Origin of the sequence: Geodermatophilus aquaeductus, from assembly GCF_900182545.1 — a bacterium.
In the GTDB taxonomy this organism is placed as follows: Bacteria; Actinomycetota; Actinomycetes; order Mycobacteriales; family Geodermatophilaceae; genus Geodermatophilus; species Geodermatophilus aquaeductus.
Genome location: NZ_FXTJ01000010.1, coordinates 23884 through 44528, shown reverse-complemented (window position 1 = coordinate 44528; position 20645 = coordinate 23884). Strand labels below are relative to the sequence as shown.

The following is a 20645-nucleotide window of genomic DNA, read 5'->3' as shown; positions in this document are numbered from 1 at the left end:
TCCTGCCGCCGGGTCGACCGGGACGTCCAGGAGCGCGGGGAGTCGTAGGCTGCGTGCACGCCCGCACGCGCGGGCCCTGCCCCGGACCCGGCAGCCGATCGCTCCACCGCTGAGGAGTCGGCGTGTCCATGACCGGACGATCGCGGCACGGCCTGCACGTGGTCAGGGACGGGGAGGCGCCGGACAGGGCGCCGGGCCGAGCGCCGGTCCCCCGGCCCCGCGAGCCCCTCCTCAGCCTGCACCAGCGGTCGGTGGTCCTGGCGGTGGGCGGCCGGCTGGACGCCGACACCGCCGGGCGCCTGCGGATGTTCCTGGCGATGTTCAGCACCGAGGGCGGCCCCCGGGAGCTGGTGCTCGACATGTCCGGCGTCCTCGCCATCGACGAGGAGGGCATGGCCCCGGTCCTCGAGGCCGCGGAGGCGATGCGCCTGCGGGCGGCCACCCTGCGGCTGGTGTCGGTCTCGGCCGCGGTCACCCGCCACCTCGACGACGGCGTCAGCCTCGACCACCGCGCCCTGCTGACCGGTCCGCCGACGGAGCCGGACGCGGCCGGCGACCTCGGGGCGCCGGTCCCGGACGACGGCCGTCCGCACCGCGGTCAGGAGTGACGGGACCTGCGTCCCTGGCCGTGCGCCGGAGGAGCGAGGACCGTCCCCCACGTCCCGGCCCGCGCCCGGACCGCCCTGCGCGGGTCCCGGTGCACGCCGCACCCCCAGGAGCACGCGATGCTGAACACCAGCAGGGTCGAGGCCAACATCCCCGCGGCCGACCTGGCCAGGGCCCGGGCCTTCTACGCCGACAAGCTCGGGATGACGCCGGCCCGCGAGATGGCGGGCGTCAACCTCGCCTACCGGACCGACTCCGGCACGGCCTTCAACGTCTACGAGACGCCGCACGCGGGCGAGGCGGGCCACACCATCGCCCAGTGGCACGTCGACGACATCGAGGTCGAGGTGCGCGACCTCAAGGCCAAGGGCGTGGTCTTCGAGGTCTACGACATGCCCGGCGTCCGGTGGGACGGCGAGATCGCCACCCTCGAGGGGCTGGGCCGCGCGGCCTGGTTCCGCGACAGCGAGGGCAACACCATGTGCATCGACCAGGAGGAGACCGCCGGCTGAGGCGGCCTCCCGCCTGGTCCGCGGGCTAGGCGCCGGCGGCGTCGAGCAGCCGGACGGTGCCGTCGCCGTAGTTGGTCACCAGGAGGCGGCGCCCGTCCGGGGTGACCGAGACGCTGGTCGGGCTGTCCCCGGTGGGGATGCGCGCGGTGACGGTGCCCGTCGCCACGTCGACCACGCCGACGGTGCCGTCCTCGACGTTGGCGGTGTAGAGGTGCCGGCCGTCGGGCGCCCAGGTGACGTCCTGCGGTCCGGCGCCCACCCCCGGGACGGTGCCGACCACGGTGTTGGTCGCCGGGTCGATGAGCGAGACGTCGTCGCTGACGTAGTTGACGACCGCGACGCGGGTCCCGTCGGGCGAGGTCTCGACGCTGTGCGGGCCCTCCCCCACGTCGATCGTCGTCACCACCCGGTGGCCGTCCAGCTCCAGGACCGTCACCAGGCCGGAGAAGTGGTTGGTCAGGTAGGCCGACCGCCGGTCGGCGGAGAAGTCGATCCAGTGCGGCGACGGCGCGACGTCGATCCGCTGCACGCGTGCCAGCGTGCTCGTGTCGAGGACGTCGAGGTGGTCCTCGTCGTAGTAGGGCACGTACAGCAGCCGCCCGTCCGGGCCGGTCGCCATGGCGTAGGGCCCCCGGCCCACCGGCACGGCCATGATCGCGCGGTCGATCGCGGTGTCCACGACGACGACGTAGCTGGTCGCGAAGGTCTCGTCGTAGGCCGACACGTACGCGCGCGACCCGTCGGGGGCGAGGGTCACCATCTGCGGCGGCGCCTCCGGGATCGGGATCGTGGCGGTCACCGCGCCGGAGGCGGGGTCGAGCCGCAGCAGCGCCCCGAGGGCGCTGTCGGCGACGTAGGCGGAGCGCCCGTCCGGGGCAATCGCCATGTGGTGCGGCGCCGCGCCGACGGGGAGGGCCACGCCGAGGCCGGGGGTGGGACCGCTGCGCGGCGGGCCCGAGGGCGCGGCCGGGGCCGGCGTCGTCGGTGCCGCTCCCCCGTGCCCGGCGTGCGCGTCCCCGCCCGCGCCGGTCGACGCGGCGGCCGCCTCCGCCCGGCCGTCGGAGGACGGGGACCCGCGGAGCAGGAGGAGGCCGCCGACCACGGCGGCGGCCACGAGTCCGAGGGCGAGGCCGATCGCGAGCGTCAGCCGGCGGGTCCGCCTGCGGCGGTGCCTGCCGTGCGCGGACGAGTGGTGCAGGTCCCTGTCGTCGCGTGCCATGGCTTCCCGTCCTCGTCGACGGTCCGGGAGTGCATGGTCGGGGGGTGGGCGGCCCGCGGCAAGGGGTACGGGCGCTGCCCGGCGACGGGTGGGCTTCCCGCAGCGGGCTGGGCGCTGGTTGACTCGGCGGATGGTCGCACCCCTGCCGGAGCCCGATCCGCAGATCGACCCCACCGAGCCGGTGCCGGACGATCCCGCCGAGCTGCTCCCCGACGCACCGGAGCCGCTCCCGCCGCCGCCGGTCGAGGCGACACCGGACGATCCCGGCGGCGACCCCGGCGGCGTGCCCGAGCCCGCCTGAGGCTCTCGACCCAGCCCCCGCGGCGCCCTCACGTGCAGTGATCCGGCGACCGCGGCGGGCGCAGTGACCGGACCGGCGGAATGGCCGGGAGGCGGTCGGGTAGTTGCTCCCAGATGACGGCGGCGCAGCAGGACGCCGCCCCCGAGGACGGGACCCCGCACATGGGCGGTAACGCCATCCACAGGTTCGGCAACACGGCCGTCCTGGCACTGCAGACCGCCGACGCCAGCCGGGTCGTCACCTCCGACGCGCTCGACGACGCGCTCGCCGACACCTACCGGCGCGTGGGGCTGCGGCCCGGGCTGCTCGAGCGCCTGGCCGGCATCCGCGAGCGCCGCTGGTGGGGCGAGGGCGTCACGTTCGTCGAGGGCGCGGCCGAGGCCGGCGCCAAGGCGATCAGCGAGAGCGGCGTCGACCCCGCCGCCATCGGTCTCATGGTCAACACCTCGGTGAGCCGCAAGTACCTCGAGCCCTCCACCGCGGTCGCCGTGCACCACGCGCTCGGCCTGCCGCGCTCGTGCCAGAACTTCGACGTGACCAACGCCTGCCTCGGCTTCGTCAACGGCATGGAGCTCGCCGCCGCGATGATCGACTCCGGCATGGTCGAGTACGCGCTCGTCGTCAACGGCGAGGACTCGCGGCCGGTGCAGGAGCGCACCCTCGACCGGCTCAACGAGCCGGGGACGACGTCCAAGGACGTGATCGCGCAGTTCGCCACCCTGACGCTGGGCTCCGGCGCCGTCGCCATGGTCCTCGGCCGCGCCGACCGCCACCCCGAGGGCCACCGCCTGGTCGCCTCGGTGAGCCGGGCCGGGACCGAGCACCACGAGCTGTGCGTCGGCGACAACGACCTCATGCGCACCGACCTCAAGGGCCTGCTCGACGCCGGCCTGGCGCTGTCGGAGGACATGTGGGCCGACGCCGCGGCCGAGGTGGACTGGGCCTCCGGGATGGACCGCTACATCGTCCACCAGGTCTCGAAGGTGCACACGAAGGCGATGTGCGACCGGTTCTCCATCGACCCCGCCCTGGTGCCGACGACGTTCCCGGTGCGCGGCAACCTCGGGCCGGCGTCGGTCCCCTACACCCTGGCCGGCCAGCAGGACTCCCTGTCCGGCGGCGACCGCGTGCTCCTCATGGGCATCGGCTCGGGCCTCAACGTCTCCTGCCTCGAGCTCGCCTGGTGACGGCGCCCGACGTGGCGGGGTCCCCGCCGGCGCTGCCCGGCCTGGACCCCGCCTGGTCCCGCACGCTCGCCGTCGCCGACGCCACGGGCACCAAGCACACCTGGCACGTCCTCGACAACGGCGTGACCGACCCCGTGGGCACGCTGCTGTGCGTCCACGGCAACCCCACCTGGTCCTACCTGTGGCGCCGGCTGCTGGCCGCCGCCCCGCCCGGGTGGCGGGTGGTCGCCCCCGACCAGCTCGGCATGGGGTGGTCGGACCGGCTGACCGCGCCCCGGACGCTGCGGCAGCGGGTCGCCGACCTCGGCGACCTGACCGCGGCGCTCGGCGTCACCGGCCCGGTGGTCACCGTCGGGCACGACTGGGGCGGCGTCATCTCGCTGGGCTGGGCACTGGAGCACCGCGCCGACCTGCGCGGGGTCGTCCTGTGCAACACCGCCGTCGCCATGCCCGAGGGCGACTGGGGCCCGGTGCTCATCCGCGCCGCCGACGCCCCCGGCGTCCGCGCGGCGGTCACCGTCGGCACGCCGGTGTTCGTCCGCGCGACGACGGCGCTGTCCCGCCCGGCCCTGCCCGCCGAGGTGCGCCGGGCGTTCGCCAGCCCGTACCGCTCGCGCGCGCGGCGCCGGTCGGTGGGCGACTTCGTCGCCGACATCCCGTTCTCGCCCGGGCACCCCTCGCGCGCGGCGCAGGAGGCGATCGCCGAGGGCATCCGCGACCTCGACGTCCCCGCGCTGCTGCTGTGGGGCCCCCGCGACCCCGTCTTCGGCGAGCGGTACCTGACCGACCTGCGCGGCCGCCTGCCGCAGGCCCGGCTGCACCGCTACGAGGGCGCCTCGCACCTGCTCCCCGAGGATGCGCCGCAGTACGCGCAGGCCGTGGCGCAGTGGGTGACCGACCTCGACGCCGGCCGTGCGGCGCCCGACCGCCCGGCCGGGCCCGCCGACGGCGCCGCGCGGCGGCTGTGGTCGGCGCTGGAGGAGCGGGCCGGCGACGACGCGGCCGCCGTCGTCGAGGTCGGCGGCACGACGGTGACCTGGTCGGGGCTCGCCGCGCGGGTGCGGCACCTGGCCGCCGGGCTCGCGGCCGCCGGCGTCCGCCCCGGGCACCGCGTCGCGCTCCTGGTCGAGCCCTCGGCCGACCTCACCGCCTCGGTCTACGCCGTCTGGCGCGCCGGCGGGGTCGTGGTCGTGGCCGACAAGGGCCTCGGGTTCGCCGGCATGCGCCGGGCCCTGCGCAGCGCCGGGGTCGACGCCGTCATCGGCAGCGGCAAGGGCCTGGCCGCCGCGCGGCTGATGGGCCTGCCCGGGCTCCGCATCGCGGCGGGGCGGGGCTCCCGCGGCGCCGCGCACACCCTCGACGACCTCGAGGTGCTCGGCCGCTCGGCCCCGGTGCCGGCCGAGGTCCCGGTCGACGACGACTGCGCCGTGCTGTTCACCTCCGGCGCCACGGGGCCCGCCAAGGGCGTCGTCTACACGCACCGCCAGGCCGCCGCGCAGACCGCCCTCGTCCGCTCGGCCTACGCCCTCACCCCCGCCGACCGCCTGGTGGCGGCGTTCGCCCCCTTCGCGATCCTCGGGCCCGCGCTGGGCATCGGGTCGGCGGTCCCCGACGTCGACGTCACCGCACCCGGGTCGCTCACCGCGGCCGCCCTCGCCGACGCCGCGGCCGCGGTCGGGGCGACGGTCGTGTTCGCCTCGCCCGCGGCGCTGCGGCGGGTCGCGGCCACCGCGGCGGACCTCTCGGCGGCGCAGCGGCAGGCGCTCGCCGGCGTCCGGCTGCTCATGTCCGCCGGCGCGCCCGTCCCGGCGTCACTGCTGCGCTCGCTGCGCGACGTGCTCCCGGCCGCCGACGCGCACACGCCGTACGGGATGACCGAGGTGCTGCCCGTCGCCGACGTCTCCCTCGCTGGCATCGAGGCGGCCGGCGAGGGCGAGGGCGTCTGCGTGGGCACGCCGCTGCCGGGCGTCTCCGTGCGTGTCAGCCCGCTGTCGGCCGACGGACGGGCGGACGGGCCGCTCACCGACTCCCCTGGCACCACCGGCGAGGTGTGCGTGCGGGCCGCGCACGTCAAGGACCGCTACGACGCGCTGTGGGCGCTGGAGCGCGCGACCTCCCGGGACGCCGGCTGGCACCGCACCGGCGACGTCGGGCACCTCGACGCCGAGGGCCGGCTGTGGATCGAGGGCCGCCTGCAGCACGTGGTGACCACGGCCGTGGGACCGGTGACGCCGGTCGGGATCGAGCAGCGGGTCGAGCGCCTCGAGGGCGTGACGTCCGCGGCGGCCGTCGGCGTCGGGCCGGCGGGGGCGCAGGTCGTCGTGGTGGTCGTGGTGCCCTCCCACGACCGGCGGCGCGGCCGGCGGCCGCGGCTGGCCGGACCGGACCTCACCGACGCCGTCCGCTCGGCCGCGGGCGTCGACGTCGCCGCGGTGCTGACCGTCCCGGCGCTGCCGGTGGACATCCGGCACCAGTCGAAGGTCGACCGCGCCGAGGTCGCCCGCCGCGCGGCGCGGGTGCTGGCCGGCGCCCGGTCGTGAGGGTGCTGGTCACCGGCGCGAGCGGCATGCTCGGCCGGGCGACGGCGAGAGCGCTGCTCGAGCGCGGCGACGACGTGACGGTGCTGCAGCGCCGGCCCTCGGGCCTGCCGTGCCGCGAGGTGCTCGGCGACGTCGCCGACCGGGACGCCGTCGACCGCGCCGTACGGGGCCAGGACGCCGTGCTGCACCTGGCCGCGAAGGTCGACGTCACCGGCCCGTGGGCGGAGTACGTGACCGCGAACGTCGAGGGCACCCGGTCCGTCGTCGGGGCGTGCCGGGCCGCCGGCGTCGGCCGGCTGGTGTACGTCTCCTCGCCGTCGGTGGCGCACGCCGGGACGGCGCTGACCGGCGTCGGCGCCGGGCCGGCCGACCCCGACGGCGCGCGCGGCCGCTACTCGCGCTCCAAGGCGATCGCCGAGCGCGAGGTCCTGGCCGCCGACGGCCCCGCGCTGGCCGTGCTGGCGGTGCGGCCGCACCTGGTGTGGGGACCGGGCGACACGCAGCTCGTGGCACGCATCGTCGAGCGGGCGCGCACCGGCCGGCTGCCGGTGATCGGCTCGGGCGCGGCGCTGATCGACACCACCTACGTCGACAACGCCGCCGCGGCCCTGGTCGCCGCGGTGGACGCGTGCGGGTCCGTGCACGGCGAGGCGCTGGTCGTCTCCAACGGCGAGCCGCGCCCGGTCGCGGAGGTCATCGGGCGGCTGTGCCGGGCCGCCGGGGTCCCCGCGCCGCGCCGCCGGGTGCCGTTCCGGGCGGCCTGGGCGGCCGGCGCCGCCGTCGAGGGGATCTGGGCGGTGACCGGCCGGCGCGACGTCCCGCCGATCACCCGCTTCCTCGCCGAGCAGCTCGCGACCGCGCACTGGTTCGACCAGCGGCGCACCCGCACCGCCCTCGGGTGGGAGCCGCACGTGACGCTCGAGGAGGGCTTCGCCCGCCTGGCCAGCTCGTACTCAGCCGCCTCCGACTCAGCCGCCTGACGGCCCGCGCCCGGACCAGCTCCAGGCGTACTTCCCGTCGTCACTGGCCGTACCGGCCTCGCCGAGGTCGAGCGGGCGGAAGGTGTCGACCATGACGGCGAGCTCGTCGAAGGCCTCCGCGCCCAGCGAGCGCTCGACCGCGCCGGGCTGCGGGCCGTGCGAGTGCCCGCCGGGGTGCAGGGAGATCGATCCCTTGCCGATGCCGGAGCCCTTGCGGGCCTCGTAGTCGCCGTCGACGTAGAACATGACCTCGTCGCTGTCGACGTTGGAGTGGTAGTAGGGCACCGGCACCGCGAGCGGGTGGTAGTCGACCTTGCGCGGCACGAAGTTGCAGATGACGAAGCCGGCGCCCTCGAACACCTGGTGCACCGGCGGCGGCTGGTGCACCCGCCCGGTGATCGGCTCGAAGTCGGCGACGTCGAAGGCGTAGGGGTACAGGCAGCCGTCCCAGCCGACGACGTCGAAGGGGTGATCCGGGACGACGTGCACCGTGCCGGCGAGGCCGCCGGGGGCGCGGTGCTTGACGTACACCTCGACGTCGGTGCCCTCGGCGAGCATCGGCTCGGACGGGCCGCGCAGGTCCCGCTCGCAGTACGGGGCGTGCTCGAGGAACTGCCCGTAGCGCGACAGGTAGCGCTTGGGCGGGGCGATGTGGGAGTTCGCCTCGACGGCGTACGTGCGTAGCGGCTCCTCGCCGGTGGGGACCCAGCGGTGCGTGGTGGCCCGCGGGATCACAACGTAGTCGCCCCGCCCGACCTCCAGGGCGCCGAACACCGTCTCCACCGTGGCCGCGCCGCGCTCGACGAAGACGCACTCGTCGCCGGTGGCGTTGCGGTAGTACGGGCTGGTCAGGCTGCTCACCGCGTAGGAGATCCGCACGTCGGCGTTGCCCAGGACCAGCCGCCGCCCGGTGACCGGGTCGGTGCCCTTGTGCTCCTCACCGGGGAACAGGTCGTGCAGCTTGAGGTGCCGGGGCACCAGCGGCGCGTTCGGCGTCAGCGTCTGGTCGGGCAGCTCCCACGGCCGGGCGTCGACCAGCGCCGACGGGATCCCGCGGTGGTAGAGCAGCGCGGAGTCGGAGCTGAAGCCCTCCTCCCCCATCAGCTCCTCGGCGTACAGGCCGCCGTCGGGACGGCGGTGCTGCGTGTGCCGCTTGGGCGGGACGCTGCCCACCCGCCGGTAGAACGCCATGCTCGACCTCCCTGAGGAGCGGCAGAAATGGCCATCTCTGCCGCTCAGAAGTTGCCGCGCCGCTCCTGCTCGCGCTCGATCGCCTCGAACAGCGCCTTGAAGTTGCCCTTGCCGAAGCCGAGCGAGCCGTGCCGCTCGATGAGCTCGAAGAACACCGTGGGCCGGTCGCCGGTGGGCTTGGTGAAGATCTGCAGCAGGTAGCCGTCCTCGTCGCGGTCGACGAGGATCCCCCGGCTGCGCAGCTCCCCGATCGGCACCCGGACCTCGCCGATGCGGGCGCGCAGCTGCGGGTCGGAGTAGTAGGAGTCGGGGGTGGCGAGGAACTCCACGCCCTCGGCGCGCATCGCGTCGACGGTGCCCACGATGTCGTTGGTCGCCAGCGCCACGTGCTGGGCGCCGGGCCCGCCGTAGAACTCCAGGTACTCGTCGATCTGCGACTTCTTCTTCCCCGCGGCCGGCTCGTTGAGCGGGAACTTCACCCGGTGGTTGCCGTTGGCCACCACCTTGCTCATCAGCGCCGAGTAGTCGGTGGCGATGTCGTCGCCGATGAACTCGGCCATGTTGGTGAAGCCCATGACCCGGTTGTAGAAGTCGACCCAGGCGTCCATGGCGCCGAGCTCGACGTTGCCGACGACGTGGTCGACGGCCTGGAACAGCCGCCGCGGGGCGCCGGGCCGCCGCTGCAGCGTGGACGTGCGGGCGACGTAGCCGGGCAGGTACGGGCCGGTGTAGCGCGAGCGGTCGACGAGCGTGTGCACGGTGTCGCCGTAGGCGGCGATGGTCGCCAGCCGCACGGTGCCGTGCTCGTCGGCGACGTCGTGCGGCTCGGTGAGCACCGTGGCGCCCTGCGCGCGGGCGTGCGTGATGCAGCGGTCGACGTCGGGCACCGTGAGCGCGATGTCGGCGATGCCGTCGCCGTGCGCCCGGTGGTGGTCGGCCAGCCGGCTGGCCGGGTCGTAGGCGCCGGTGACGACGAAGCGCGCGGCCCCCGAGCGCAGCACGAACGCATGGTGGTCGCGGTTGCCGGTCTCGGGGCCGGAGTAGGCGACCAGCTCCATGCCGAACGCCGACTGGAAGAAGTGCGCCGTCTGCACCGCGTTGCCGACGATCCAGACGAGGGCGTCCCAGCCCGAGACCGGGAACGGGTCGGCCGACCCGTCGTACTCCACGAGGCCGACCAGCTGGCGCAGCTGCTCGAGGTCGAGCTGCGCGAGGCGCTCCTCGTCGGTCAGGGCCTGCTCGATCGACACGGCGACGCTCCTGTCTCCTCCGCGAGGCCTCCAGCCCACTCCCGGCGCCGGGTCTGTGCAACCATCCCCTCCGCTGCTGGTCGGACTGCACCGCTCGCACAGCGGACGGGCGGTCCGGCTGTGCAACCGGTACAGCTGAGCGGAGGACGACGTGGCCGACCTCGACGCGCTCGACCTGGCGGTGCTGACGGCGCTGCGCGAGCACCCGCGGGCCGGCGCGCTGGAGCTGTCCCGGCTGCTCGGGGTCGCCCGCGCGACCGTGACCGCCCGGATCGCCCGGCTCGAGCGGTCCGGGATCGTCACCGGCTACGGGCCCGACGTCGACGTCACCGCCGCCGGCTTCGGCGTGCAGGCGTTCGTCACCCTCGAGATCGCCCAGGGCGCGATCGAGGCGGTGCGCGCCGACCTCGAGGCCATCCCCGGCGTGCTGGAGGCGCACGCGACCACCGGCAGCGGCGACGTCCTCTGCCGGGTGGCGGCCGGCTCGCACGAGGCGCTGCAGCAGGTACTGGTCGACCTCAACCGCTCGCCGGCGGTGGTGCGCTCGACCAGCGTCGTCGCGCTGTCGCAGCTCGTCCCGTGGCGGACGCTGCCGCTGCTGCGGTCCGAGGCGGCGGAGGGCGCCGGCCGCAGCGGGATGCCCCGGACCTAGTCCCCCGCCTGCCCTCGGTGTGGCCCGACCGATGACTTCTGCGCGCCGTGCTGGTCAGTACGCCGATGACCGACTTCCGGGAGGCATGACGCCATGCGGAGACTGACCTTCGCCATGAACCTGAGCCTGGACGGCTACACCGCCGCACCCGGCGACGACCTCGGCTGGAGCGTGCCGAGCGACGAGCTGTTCCAGTGGTGGTCCGACCGGGTGGGAGCGACGGGCACGGCGCTGTACGGGCGCAAGGTGTGGGAGGGGATGAGTTCCCACTGGCCGACCGCCGACCAGCAGCCCGGCGCCACACCGGCGCACGTCGAGTACGCCCGCCGCTGGCGGGACATGCCGAAGGTGGTGTTCTCCTCCACGATCGACACGGTCGACTGGAACACGCGCCTGGTCACCGGCGACGCGGTCACCGAGATCACCCGGCTCAAGGCCGAGGACGGCGGCCCCTTGGACATCGTCGGGGCCACTCTCGCCGCGGCGGCGATGCGGGTCGGGCTGATCGACGAGTACGCGCTCGTCACCCACCCGGTCCTGGTGGGCGGCGGCACGCCGTTCTTCACGGCCCTGGACGACTGGGTGGACCTGGCCCTGGTGGAGACCCGGACGTTCCCCGACGGCGTGCTCCTGACCAGGTACGAGACCAGGCACTGAGCGCCCGAGGATCCGCGTACCCCCAAGCAGAGGAGAACCCCGTGAGCACGGTGGTCATGTACGGCTCGGTGTCGGTGGACGGCTTCATCGCCGACGAGCACGACCAGCCCGGTCCGTTGTTCGACTGGTTGTCCAGCGGGGACGTCCCGTTGGACGAGAGCGGCGCGTTGACGGTGTCGCAGACGTCCTACGACCACACCCGGCCGTACTGGGACGCGATCGGGGTCACGATCTGCGGCCGCCACGTCTTCGACCTGACGGACGGCTGGGACGGGAAGCCCCCGAGCGGGATCGACCACGTGGTCGTCGTGACCCACCGGCCGATGCCCGAGGGCTGGGACCCCGACGCGCCGTTCCACTTCGTCGACGGCGTCGAGGCGGCCGTGGCCAGGGCGCAGGAGCTCGCGGGGAACCGCCTGGTCGAGGTCGCCGCCGGCGACGTCGGTGGCCAGGTGCTCGCCGCGGGCCTGGTCGACGAGGTGCGCATGGACGTCGTGCCCGTCGTGTTCGGGTCCGGCAAGCGCTTCTTCGGGTCGGCCCATGCGCAGCACCTGTTGGCGGATCCCGACGTGGTGCTCCAGGGCAACCGGGTGCTCCACCTGCGCTACCGGGTGCGCCGTTGACCGATTCAGCCGAGGACGTCGGCGATCGCCGCCAGCGTCTTCGGGTCGCCGCCGACGACCATCGTGGTGAGCAGCGAGTCCCGCCAGACGTGCGCCTCCTCGGCGACCTTGCCGCGCGGCCCGACGAGCGCGACCTCCTCGACGAGCCGCAACGGCACCAGCCCGGCGGCCTCGTCCTTGCGCCCGGCCAGGTAGGCCTCCTGGATGCGGGCGCACTCGTCGGCGTAGCCCATCCGCACGAAGACGTCGTGGTGGAAGTTGACGCCCTTCGCGCCCATCCCGCCGATGTAGAGCGCCAGCATCGGACGCAGCCGGTCGGCGGCGGCCTCGACGTCGTCGTCGACGACGACCTGCACCATGCCGACGACCTCGAAGTCGTCGGCGGTGCGCCGCGCGCCGGGCCGGGCGAAGCCCTCGGCGAGTGCCTCGCGGTAGTGGGCGTCCTGCCGCGGCGCGTAGAACAGCGGCTGCCAGCCGTCGGCGATCTCCGCGGCCAGCGCCACGTTCTTCGGCCCCTCGGCGGCGAGCAGCACCGGCAGGTCGGGGCGCAGCGGGTGCACGGTCGGGCGCAGCGGCTTGCCGAGCCCGGTGCCGCCCGGGTACGGGAACGCGTAGTGCTCGCCGGCGAACTCGACCTTCTCCCGCGCGAACACCTGCCGCATCACCTGCACGTACTCACGCGTGCGGGCCAGCGGCCGCGGATAGGGCTGCCCGTACCAGCCCTCGACCACCTGCGGCCCCGAGGCGCCGATGCCGAGCACCATGCGCCCGCCGGAGAGGTGGTCGAGGGTGAGCGCGGCCATCGCCGTCGCCGTCGGGGTGCGCGCCGACAGCTGCACCACCGAGGTGCCCAGGCGCACGCGCGTGGTGCGGGCGCCCAGCCAGGCCAGCGGCGTCAGGGCGTCGGAGCCGTAGGCCTCGGCGGTCCAGATCGAGTCGAAGCCGAGGTCCTCGGCCGCGGCGACCCGTTCGGCGGCCTGCGGGTCGGGCCCGGCGCCCCAGTAGCCCAGGGACAGTCCCAGTCGCATCGCGTCGCTCGCCTTCCTCAGCCGGTCCCCGCGGTGTAGCGGGCCCGCAGTCTGTGCTTCTGCAGCTTGCCGGTGGGCGTGCGCGGCAGCTCGTCGACGAAGTCCACGCTGCGCGGCGCCTTGTAGTGGGCGATGCGGGAGCGCACGAAGCCGATGAGCTCCCGCTCGAGCTCCGGACCGCCCTCGACGCCGTCGGGCAGCTGGACGACGGCCTTCACCACCTCGCCCATGTCCGGGTCGGGGACGCCGATGACCGCGACGTCGTACACCGCCGGGTGCAGGGTCAGGACGTCCTCGACCTCCTGCGGGTAGATGTTCGTGCCGCCGGAGATGACCATGAACGCCTTGCGGTCGGTGAGGTACAGGTAGCCCTCGTCGTCGACGTAGCCGACGTCGCCCACCGTGGACCAGGTCGGGTGCCGCGGGTGCTGCGCCCCGGCCGTCTTCTCCGGGTCGCCGTGGTAGGCGAAGGGCATCTCGTCGCGCTCGAACCAGACGGTGCCGACCTCGCCGGCGGGCAGGTCCTCGCCGTCGTCGGCGCAGACGTGGATGACGCCGAGGCCGGCCCGCCCGACCGACCCGGGCCGCTGCAGCCACTCCTCGGGGCCGATGAGCGTGACCCCGTTGGCCTCGGTGGACGAGTAGTACTCGTGGAGCACCGGCCCCCACCACGCCATCATCTGCCGCTTGACCTCGACCGGGCACGGCGCCGCGGCGTGCACCGCCACCCGCAGCGAGGAGACGTCGGCGGCCGCGCGCACCTCCGGCGGCAGCTTGAGCATGCGGACGAACATCGTCGGCACGAACTGCGCGTGCGTGACCCGGTACCGCCCGAGGTGGGCCAGCGCGGCCTCGGCGTCGAAGCGGGACGCCAGCACCAGCGTGCCGCCGAAGCGGTGCACCATGCCGCCGAAGCGCAGCGGCGCCGCGTGGTAGACCGGCGCCGGCGAGTAGTAGACGGTGTCCGGGCCGAAGCCGTAGAGCGGGCCGAAGACGCCGGCCACGGTGTCGCCGGGCTCGTCGACCTGCCGCTGCGGCAACGCGGGCTGCACGCCCTTGGGCCGGCCGGTGGTGCCCGAGCTGTAGAGCATGTCCGCGCCGCACGGCTGGTCGCCCAGCGGCTCGGCCGACGTCGCCGCCAGCGCGTCGGCGTACGGCTCGAAGCCGGGGACGTCGCCACCGAAGGCCAGCCGCAGCTCCAGCGCCGGGACCCGGGCGGCCACCGCGGCGGCCAGGTCGGCCAGCGCGGCGGAGGCGACGAGCACGCGGGCGCCGCAGTCGGCGACGACGTAGGCGGCCTCGTCGGCGCTCAGGTGCGCGTTGACGCCGGTGACGTAGAGCCCCGAGCGCAGCGCGGCCCAGTAGACCTCGAACACCTCGGGGCGATTGTCCGAGAGGAAGGCGAGGTGGTCGCCGGGGCGCAGGCCGGCCTCCCGCAGCACCCGCGCCAGCCGGGTGGAGCGCTCGTCGAGCTCCGCGTAGGTGACGACGTCCCCGGTCTCGGCGACGACGACGGCCGCCTTCCCCGGCGTCGTCCGGGCGTGGGTCCCCGGGTACACGGCCGCCTCCTCCCGGGCACCGGCTGTGCCCCGGGTCACACTAGGGCGTCAGGAGGCCGGCACCAGCGCGACGGCGCCGACCGCGGCGAGCGCACCCAGCTCGTCGGCGACCATCCAGATCTCGCTGATCCGGCCGTCGGTGAGCGTCAGGACGTCGATGACGCGCAGCTCCACGTGCCGGCCCGTGGGCGGCAGCGGCCCCGCGGAGGTGCCCAGCGGCCCGACCTGCCGGCCGCCCATGCGGAACGCCACCGCGACCCGGTCGCCGTCCTCCACCACGGAGACGACCTCCCGCTGCGCGTCGGCGAAGGCGGCCTGCAGCGCCCGGGCGCGGGCGACGAGGTCGGCGGCGGTCAGCGCCGCGCCGTTGACCGTGACCGGGTCGGTGTAGACGGCGCGGAACGCCTCCTCCGCGGCCGGTCCGGCGAGCAGCGGCTCGGTCCACAACCGCAGCAGCCGGTCGACGTCGAAGGCCATCGCGCCATGCTCGGCGCCGGCTCCCCCGCCCACCAGGGCCGGAGGACACGCCGGGCGCCGGGAATGCGGGCCCCGCCGGTCCGCGTTCGTGCTCCGGCGTGACCTCCCCTCCCCGCGCGTCGGTCGGGCTGCGCTCCGAGCGCGGACCCGTGCTCGGCGCGGTGATGCTCAGCACCGCGCTCATCGCGCTCGACAGCACGATCATCGCCACGGCCGTCCCGGCGGTCGTCGACGACCTCGGCGGGTTCAGCCAGTTCCCGTGGCTGTTCAGCGTCTACCTGCTCACGCAGGCGGTGACCGTCCCCGTCTACGGCAAGCTCTCCGACGTCTACGGGCGCAAGCCGGTGCTGCTGTTCGGCATCGCGGTGTTCGTCGCCGCCTCGCTGTTCTGCGGGCTGGCCTGGTCGATGCCGGCGCTGATCGTGGGCCGCGCGCTGCAGGGCATCGGCGCCGGCGCGGTGCAGCCGATCGGCATGACCGTCATCGGCGACATCTACACCGTCGAGGAGCGGGCGCGGGTCCAGGGCTACCTGGCCTCGGTGTGGGGCGTGTCCGCGGTGCTCGGCCCGACGCTGGGCGGCGTCTTCAGCGACTACCTGTCCTGGCGGTGGATCTTCCTGGTCAACCTGCCCCTCGGCGCCGTGGCGCTGGTGGTGCTGTACCGCCGGTTCACCGAGCGGGTGGAGCGCCGGCCGCAGCGGCTCGACGTCGCCGGCGCCGTGCTGCTGTCGGCCGGGTGCGCGCTGCTGATCCTCGGGCTGCTGGAGGGCGGCAACGCCTGGGCGTGGGCGTCGGGCACCTCGGTCGCCGTCCTGGGGACTGCGGTGGCGCTGCTCGTGGCGTTCGCGTTCGTGGAACGCCGGGCGGCCGAGCCGGTCCTGCCGACCTGGGTGTTCCGCCGCCGCATCCTCGTCACCGGCAACCTCGCCGCCCTCGGCCTCGGCGCGCTGCTCATCGGCCTGAGCTCCTACCTGCCCACGTGGGCGCAGGGCGTGCTCGGCGCCAGCGCCCTCGAGGCCGGCTTCGCGCTGGCCGCGCTGACCCTCGGGTGGCCGATCGCGGCGAGCCTGTCCGGGCGGGTCTACCTGCGCATCGGGTTCCGCAACACCGCGCTGATCGGCGTGGTCCTCGCCGTCGCGGGGACGTCGGCCACGGCGCTGCTCGGGTCGCAGTCGCACCTGTGGCAGGTCGGCCTGGCCATGTTCGTGACCGGGTTCGGGCTGGGGCTGTCGGCCTCGCCGCTCATCGTCGCCGTGCAGTCGGTCGTCGGGTGGGACCGGCGCGGCGTCGTCACCGGCACCAACATGTTCTCCCGCTCGATCGGCTCGGCGGTCGGCGCGGCGGTCTTCGGGGCCATCGCCAACACCACGCTGGCCGCCCGGTTCGCCTCGCCCCCGCCCGGCCTCGCCGGCGAGCTCCCGACCGACGTCGACAGCACCACCGCCGCGCTGTCCCAGGGCGGCGCGGTGGCCGAGTACGCGCGGGAGAGCCTGCACGCGGCCTCGCACGGCGTCTTCCTCGCCACCGCGGTCACCGCCCTCGTCATCGCCGTCGCCGTGGTCGCCATGCCCCGGCGCGCCGAGCCGCTGCGCTTCGACGACGACCCGGCGCCCGACGCGGCCGCGGCGGCCGCCCCGTAGCGCTCTCGCACCGAGACCTGCGAACCCGTGGCCATCAGCGCGCGACGGCCACGGGTTCGCAGGTCTCGGTGCGCCGGAGGCCCTCACTGGGTCGGAGGTCCCGGTTCGTGATCACAGCGGGCGCACGACCGGTCACGGGGGCGAGGCGCGCGCCCGGGAGGCCGGATCCGAGCGGCAGAGCGGCGAAATGGCGGGTGACGGGCGCCCGCGGCCCTCGCTAGCGTCCGGGCCGCATCGTCGCCGTCCGGGGTGCGGGGCCCGGCACCGTCGGAGAGGGCCCCCATGGCCAGGTCGTTCGCGCGCCGCGTCAGCTCCCGCCGCCTGAAGTGGGTCATCCTCGTCGTCTGGCTGGTGCTGGCCGGCGTCTCGGCACCGCTGGCCGGCGGGCTGACCGACCAGCAGGAGAACGACATCGCGGCGTGGCTGCCGTCCGGGGCGGAGTCGACGAGGGCCCTCGAGCTGCAGACCGAGCTCGGCTCGGACCCCGACGTGATCCCCGCGGTCGTCGTCTACGAGCGGACCGACGGGCTGACCGCGGAGGACACCGCGGCGATCCAGGAGGACGTCCGGGCGTTCGGGCAGCTCGACGCGCTCGACGGTCCGGTGGTCGGCCCGATCCCGTCCGAGGACGGGCAGGCCGTGCAGCTGATCGTCCCGCTCAACGTGGGCCCGGACGGCTGGGAGGCGATCGCCCCGCTCGTCGACGACATGCGCGCCGAGGCCTCGGACGGACCGGACGGGCTGACCGCCTACGTCACCGGTCCCGCGGGCAGCGCCGCGGACTCCTCGGAGGCCTTCGCGGGGATCGACGGCACGCTGCTGTTCGCGGCGCTGGGCGTCGTCATCTTCATCCTGCTGCTGACCTACCGCAGCCCGGTGCTGTGGATCCTGCCGATCTTCTCGGCGGTCATCGCGCTGTTCTGCTCCCAGGCCGTCGTCTACCTGCTGGCCCGCTACGCCGACCTCACGGTCAACGCCCAGAGCGCGAGCATCCTCACCGTCCTGGTGGTCGGCGCCGGCACCGACTACGCCCTGCTGCTGGTCGCCCGCTACCGGGAGGAGCTGCGGCTGCACACCGACCGGCACGAGGCCATGACCGAGGCCGTGCACCGGGCCGGCCCCGCGGTGCTGGCCAGTGGCGGCACCGTCGTCCTCGGCATGCTGTGCCTGGTCGCCGCGGAGATGAACTCGACCGCGGGCCTGGGCCCGGTCGCCGCGATCGGCGTCGCCGTCACCCTCGTGGTGCTCATGACGCTGCTGCCGGCGCTGCTGGTCATCTGCGGGCGCTGGGTGTTCTGGCCGGTGCGGCCGAGCTTCGGCAGCGCCGAGCCCAGCGCGACCGGGCTGTGGGCGCGGGTGGGCAGCTGGATCAAGCCTCGCCCCCGCACCACCTGGGTGGTCACCAGCCTCCTGCTGCTGCTCGCCTGCACCGCCGTGTTCCGCCTGGACCCCACCGGGCTGACCCAGGCGGAGAGCTTCCGCGGGTCCCCCGAGTCCGTCGAGGGCGACGCCGCGGCGGCCCGGCACTTCCCGGCCGTGGCGGGCAACGCCGTGAGCGTGGTGACGACGGCCGAGTCCGCCGACGAGGTCGCCGAGGTCGTGGCCGCGAACGACGGCATCGCCGTGGTCGGGGAGCCGCAGGTGGTCGGGGACGCCGCGCTCGTCGAGGCCGCGCTGGCCGACCCGTTCGACAGCGCCGCCGCCTACGCCACGATCGGGGAGCTGCGCACCGAGCTCGACGACGCCGGCGACGGGCAGGCGCTGGTCGGCGGCAACACCGCGCTCAACCTCGACGTGCAGAACGCCTCGCAGCGGGACAACCGCGTGGTCATCCCGCTGATCATGCTGGTCGTGTTCGCCGTGCTGGCCGTCCTGCTGCGGGCGCTGGTGGCACCGCTGGTCCTGATCGCCACGGTGGTGCTGTCCTTCGGCGCCGCGCTGGGCCTGAGCGCCCTGGTCTTCGACTGGGCCCTGGACGTCACCGCGACCGACAGCTCGTTCCCGCTGTTCGTCTTCGTGTTCCTCGTGGCGCTGGGCATCGACTACAACATCTTCCTGATGACCCGGACGCGGGAGGAGGCCGTCGACCACGGCACCCGGCGGGCCGCCCTGGTCTCGCTGGCCGCCACCGGCGGGGTGATCACCTCGGCCGGGCTGGTGCTCGCGGCGACGTTCGCCGTCCTCGGCACGCTGCCGCTGACGTTCCTCACGCAGCTGGGCATCGCCGTGGCCCTCGGCGTGCTGCTCGACACCATCATCGTGCGCTCGGTGCTGGTCACCGCCCTCACCCTCGACGTCGGGCGGTGGATGTGGTGGCCCGGCCGGCTGGCGCAGCGCCTCGACGAGGCGGAGGCGCCCCCGGGCGGTACGACGCCGGCCGCGGCGGAGCCGGAGACGCCGGTCCGCACCTGACCAGCGGGTCGCCGTGCTCCCCCGCGTGTGGTCGGATCGCTCCCGTCGGCACGCGGGGCAGCACGGAGGACACATGTGGGCACAGACGCTGCGCGGTCCCTTCCGCTTCGAGCAGGTCGAGGTGGCCGCGCCGGACCCCGCCGCGCTGCCGCCCGGGCACGTGCTGCTCGCTCCCCGCGCCGGCGCCATCTGCGGCAGCGACCTGCCCAACTTCCGCGGCGGCGTGTGGCCGCACCCGGCCGCCGAGGACGGGTGGGGGGCCACCCGGGCGCCCGGCTTCCCGATGCACGAGGTGGTCGGGAAGGTCGTCGCCAGCGAGCACCCCGGGCACACCCCCGGTGACCTCGTCGTCGGCTGGGCGTCGATGTTCGACGCCCTCGCCGAGCTCGTGGTCACCGACGGCGAGGGCCTGGCCCCCTACGACACGTCCCTGCCGGCCACCACCGCGGTGATGCTGCAGCCCCTGGCCTGCGTGCTCTACGCCGTCGAGCAGCTCGGCGACGTGTCGGGGCAGAGCGCCGCGGTGATCGGCCAGGGCCCCATCGGCCTGCTGTTCAGCTCCGTGCTCAAGGCCCGCGGGGCGGCCCGGGTCACCGGCGTGGACCCGGTGGACCGCACCGACGTCGCCTCCGTCTTCGGCGTCGACGAGGCCGTCACCGCCCGCGCCGAGCGATGGGCGGCCGGGCTGTCCGACGCCGACCGGCCGTCGGTGGTGGTGGAGGCGGTGGGCCACCAGATCTCGACGCTGCAGCCGGCGCTGGACGCCGTCGCCCACGGCGGGCAGGTCTTCTACTTCGGCGTCCCGGACGACCCGGTCTACCCGTTCGACATGATGACGTTCCTGCGCAAGAACCTGACGCTGCGCTCGGGGGTGGCCCTGGAGCGGCGGCGGGTCCTCACCGACGCCGGCACCTACCTGGCCGAGCACCCGGAGCTGCGGGACTCCTACGTCACGCACGTCCACCCCGTCGCCGACGTCGAGGCCGCCTTCGGTGCGGCGATCGCCCCGCGACCCGGTCAGCTCAAGATCGCCGTCGACATGACGTGACGGTGCGGGTCCCGCGGGACCCGCACCGGACCGGAGGCCGGCGGTTGTTGCGCCCGCCCGTGGCGCGCCACCATGCTGGCCCGCCACGGGGACCGACGGACGACCACGCACCGACGCCACCACCGGGAGGCTCCATGCGTGCACGGCGACGGGGCTCCGCCCGAGGCGGCGCTCGCGGTGTCAGGACGGACGACGCCCTCCGCCGGAGCGTCCCGCGCCGGCCCGTCGTCAGCCACCGTCCGGGAGCGTCGAGGCGGGCGTCGCGCCGTCTGTCCCCCCGGGGCGAGGCGCTCGCGACCGCCGCCGCGGCGCTCCTGTTCTCCGTGGTGGTGGCCGCCGGCGCCCAGGCCGTGGCGAGCACGGTCGGCGTCGCGGGCGCCTCTCCGCGCACCGCCGGCCCGGGGACCGTCTGGCTCCTCCTCGGGGGCGGCCTGCTGCTCACGGCCGGAGGGCTCACGGCGCTCGTCGCGCGCCGCACCGGGAGCCGGCGTCGGGAGGCGGGACGTCGGCCTGCCGCGAGGCGGTCCCCCGGTGCGCCGACGTGGGCCCGGCGGCTCCCCGGCCGCGCGGCACGGACGGCGGCGGGCACCGCGGTCCTGCTGGTCTGGACGGGGGCCGCCTCGCTGGCCCAGGCCCTCCAGGGAGCTCCCCCGGGCGGAGGGGTCGTCCGCGCCTTCTCCGAACTGCTGGACACCGCGCCTCCCGCCCCGAGCGCGCCCGCCCCACTGGAGTCGGGTGGAGCGGGCCCCACGGCGACGGACGC

At 75.3% G+C, this 20645-nt stretch carries 18 protein-coding genes; 12 read left to right on the top strand and 6 right to left on the bottom strand.

Annotated features, from left to right (window positions below):
* Nucleotides 1-128: 128 nt before the first annotated feature.
* Both FN207_RS20430 and FN207_RS20425 read left to right on the top strand, forming a co-directional pair.
* Nucleotides 129-608: an STAS domain-containing protein gene (locus FN207_RS20430; protein WP_142460295.1), complete on the top strand. Its 480-nt coding sequence runs from the start codon at nucleotides 129-131 to the stop codon at nucleotides 606-608.
* 117 nt (nucleotides 609-725) lie between these two features.
* Nucleotides 726-1118: a VOC family protein gene (locus FN207_RS20425; RefSeq protein ID WP_142460294.1), complete on the top strand. Its 393-nt coding sequence runs from the start codon at nucleotides 726-728 to the stop codon at nucleotides 1116-1118.
* A 25-nt stretch (nucleotides 1119-1143) separates the two neighbouring features.
* Here the strand turns inward: FN207_RS20425 and FN207_RS20420 are convergent, their stop codons facing one another.
* Nucleotides 1144-2337 carry a YncE family protein gene (locus FN207_RS20420; RefSeq protein ID WP_142460293.1) on the bottom strand — a complete coding sequence of 398 codons (1194 nt, stop codon included), beginning with the start codon at nucleotides 2335-2337 and terminating at the stop codon, nucleotides 1144-1146.
* A 130-nt stretch (nucleotides 2338-2467) separates the two neighbouring features.
* Here FN207_RS20420 and FN207_RS26450 point away from each other — a divergent pair, with 130 nt between their 5' ends.
* The 4 genes from FN207_RS26450 to FN207_RS20405 all read left to right on the top strand — a co-directional run bounded on the left by FN207_RS26450 (nucleotide 2468) and on the right by FN207_RS20405 (nucleotide 7345).
* On the top strand, nucleotides 2468-2638 hold the full coding sequence (locus FN207_RS26450) for a hypothetical protein (RefSeq protein ID WP_185938451.1): 171 nt from the start codon (nucleotides 2468-2470) through the stop codon (nucleotides 2636-2638).
* 113 nt (nucleotides 2639-2751) lie between these two features.
* Nucleotides 2752-3825, top strand: a complete 1074-nt coding sequence (locus tag FN207_RS20415; RefSeq protein ID WP_246066223.1) for a 3-oxoacyl-ACP synthase III — start codon at nucleotides 2752-2754, stop codon at nucleotides 3823-3825.
* The gene (locus FN207_RS20410) at nucleotides 3822-6365 is read left to right on the top strand and encodes an alpha/beta fold hydrolase (protein ID WP_246066221.1); all 2544 of its coding nucleotides are present in this window, start codon (nucleotides 3822-3824) and stop codon (nucleotides 6363-6365) included. The genes FN207_RS20415 and FN207_RS20410 overlap by 4 nt, the downstream gene beginning before the upstream one ends.
* Entirely contained in the window at nucleotides 6362-7345 is a 984-nt protein-coding gene (locus tag FN207_RS20405) for an NAD-dependent epimerase/dehydratase family protein (protein WP_142460292.1), read from the top strand. The genes FN207_RS20410 and FN207_RS20405 overlap by 4 nt, the downstream gene beginning before the upstream one ends.
* Here FN207_RS20405 and FN207_RS20400 read toward each other — a convergent pair.
* On the bottom strand, nucleotides 7334-8536 hold the full coding sequence (locus FN207_RS20400) for a homogentisate 1,2-dioxygenase (protein WP_142460291.1): 1203 nt from the start codon (nucleotides 8534-8536) through the stop codon (nucleotides 7334-7336). The two genes, FN207_RS20405 and FN207_RS20400, sit on opposite strands and share 12 nt — an antisense overlap.
* Before the next feature lie 44 nt (nucleotides 8537-8580).
* Entirely contained in the window at nucleotides 8581-9786 is a 1206-nt protein-coding gene (hppD, locus tag FN207_RS20395) for a 4-hydroxyphenylpyruvate dioxygenase (RefSeq protein WP_142460290.1), read from the bottom strand.
* 151 nt (nucleotides 9787-9937) lie between these two features.
* Between hppD and FN207_RS20390 the strand changes: the two genes are divergently transcribed.
* The 3 genes from FN207_RS20390 to FN207_RS20380 all read left to right on the top strand — a co-directional run bounded on the left by FN207_RS20390 (nucleotide 9938) and on the right by FN207_RS20380 (nucleotide 11718).
* On the top strand, nucleotides 9938-10438 hold the full coding sequence (locus FN207_RS20390) for an Lrp/AsnC family transcriptional regulator (RefSeq protein WP_142460289.1): 501 nt from the start codon (nucleotides 9938-9940) through the stop codon (nucleotides 10436-10438).
* A 93-nt stretch (nucleotides 10439-10531) separates the two neighbouring features.
* Nucleotides 10532-11095 carry a dihydrofolate reductase family protein gene (locus FN207_RS20385; protein ID WP_142460288.1) on the top strand — a complete coding sequence of 188 codons (564 nt, stop codon included), beginning with the start codon at nucleotides 10532-10534 and terminating at the stop codon, nucleotides 11093-11095.
* Nucleotides 11096-11136: 41 nt separating this feature from the next.
* Nucleotides 11137-11718 (top strand): dihydrofolate reductase family protein, encoded by a 582-nt coding sequence (locus FN207_RS20380; RefSeq protein WP_142460287.1) that lies wholly within the window; start codon nucleotides 11137-11139, stop codon nucleotides 11716-11718.
* 5 nt (nucleotides 11719-11723) lie between these two features.
* Here the strand turns inward: FN207_RS20380 and FN207_RS20375 are convergent, their stop codons facing one another.
* Genes FN207_RS20375 through FN207_RS20365 form a run of 3 tightly spaced genes read right to left on the bottom strand, consistent with a single transcriptional unit; the run spans nucleotide 11724 to nucleotide 14782 of the window.
* Entirely contained in the window at nucleotides 11724-12746 is a 1023-nt protein-coding gene (locus FN207_RS20375) for an LLM class F420-dependent oxidoreductase (RefSeq protein ID WP_142460286.1), read from the bottom strand.
* Between the two features lie 17 nt (nucleotides 12747-12763).
* Nucleotides 12764-14305 carry an acyl-CoA synthetase gene (locus FN207_RS20370; protein WP_142460285.1) on the bottom strand — a complete coding sequence of 514 codons (1542 nt, stop codon included), beginning with the start codon at nucleotides 14303-14305 and terminating at the stop codon, nucleotides 12764-12766.
* A 48-nt stretch (nucleotides 14306-14353) separates the two neighbouring features.
* Nucleotides 14354-14782 (bottom strand): ester cyclase, encoded by a 429-nt coding sequence (locus tag FN207_RS20365; protein ID WP_142460284.1) that lies wholly within the window; start codon nucleotides 14780-14782, stop codon nucleotides 14354-14356.
* Between the two features lie 98 nt (nucleotides 14783-14880).
* Here FN207_RS20365 and FN207_RS20360 point away from each other — a divergent pair, with 98 nt between their 5' ends.
* From FN207_RS20360 to FN207_RS20350, 3 genes are all read left to right on the top strand, one after another.
* On the top strand, nucleotides 14881-16422 hold the full coding sequence (locus tag FN207_RS20360; protein ID WP_142460283.1) for an MDR family MFS transporter: 1542 nt from the start codon (nucleotides 14881-14883) through the stop codon (nucleotides 16420-16422).
* 282 nt (nucleotides 16423-16704) lie between these two features.
* The gene (locus FN207_RS20355) at nucleotides 16705-18834 is read left to right on the top strand and encodes an MMPL family transporter (protein ID WP_142460282.1); all 2130 of its coding nucleotides are present in this window, start codon (nucleotides 16705-16707) and stop codon (nucleotides 18832-18834) included.
* 73 nt (nucleotides 18835-18907) lie between these two features.
* Nucleotides 18908-19882, top strand: coding sequence for a zinc-binding dehydrogenase (locus tag FN207_RS20350; RefSeq protein WP_142460281.1), 975 nt, complete (start codon nucleotides 18908-18910; stop codon nucleotides 19880-19882).
* Nucleotides 19883-20645 lie beyond the last annotated feature (763 nt).

What these genes read in the sequence shown, in the direction of transcription:
- FN207_RS20385 (WP_142460288.1), top strand. Translation starts at nt 10,532, where the DNA reads ATGCGGAGACTGACCTTCGCCATGAACCTGAGCCTGGACGGCTACACC.
- FN207_RS26450 (WP_185938451.1), top strand. Translation starts at nt 2,468, where the DNA reads ATGGTCGCACCCCTGCCGGAGCCCGATCCGCAGATCGACCCCACCGAG.
- FN207_RS20420 (WP_142460293.1), bottom strand. Translation starts at nt 2,337, where the DNA reads ATGGCACGCGACGACAGGGACCTGCACCACTCGTCCGCGCACGGCAGG.
- FN207_RS20355 (WP_142460282.1), top strand. Translation starts at nt 16,705, where the DNA reads ATGGCCAGGTCGTTCGCGCGCCGCGTCAGCTCCCGCCGCCTGAAGTGG.
- FN207_RS20350 (WP_142460281.1), top strand. Translation starts at nt 18,908, where the DNA reads ATGTGGGCACAGACGCTGCGCGGTCCCTTCCGCTTCGAGCAGGTCGAG.
- FN207_RS20415 (WP_246066223.1), top strand. Translation starts at nt 2,752, where the DNA reads ATGACGGCGGCGCAGCAGGACGCCGCCCCCGAGGACGGGACCCCGCAC.
- FN207_RS20400 (WP_142460291.1), bottom strand. Translation starts at nt 8,536, where the DNA reads ATGGCGTTCTACCGGCGGGTGGGCAGCGTCCCGCCCAAGCGGCACACG.
- FN207_RS20425 (WP_142460294.1), top strand. Translation starts at nt 726, where the DNA reads ATGCTGAACACCAGCAGGGTCGAGGCCAACATCCCCGCGGCCGACCTG.
- FN207_RS20375 (WP_142460286.1), bottom strand. Translation starts at nt 12,746, where the DNA reads ATGCGACTGGGACTGTCCCTGGGCTACTGGGGCGCCGGGCCCGACCCG.
- FN207_RS20430 (WP_142460295.1), top strand. Translation starts at nt 129, where the DNA reads ATGACCGGACGATCGCGGCACGGCCTGCACGTGGTCAGGGACGGGGAG.
- FN207_RS20365 (WP_142460284.1), bottom strand. Translation starts at nt 14,782, where the DNA reads ATGGCCTTCGACGTCGACCGGCTGCTGCGGTTGTGGACCGAGCCGCTG.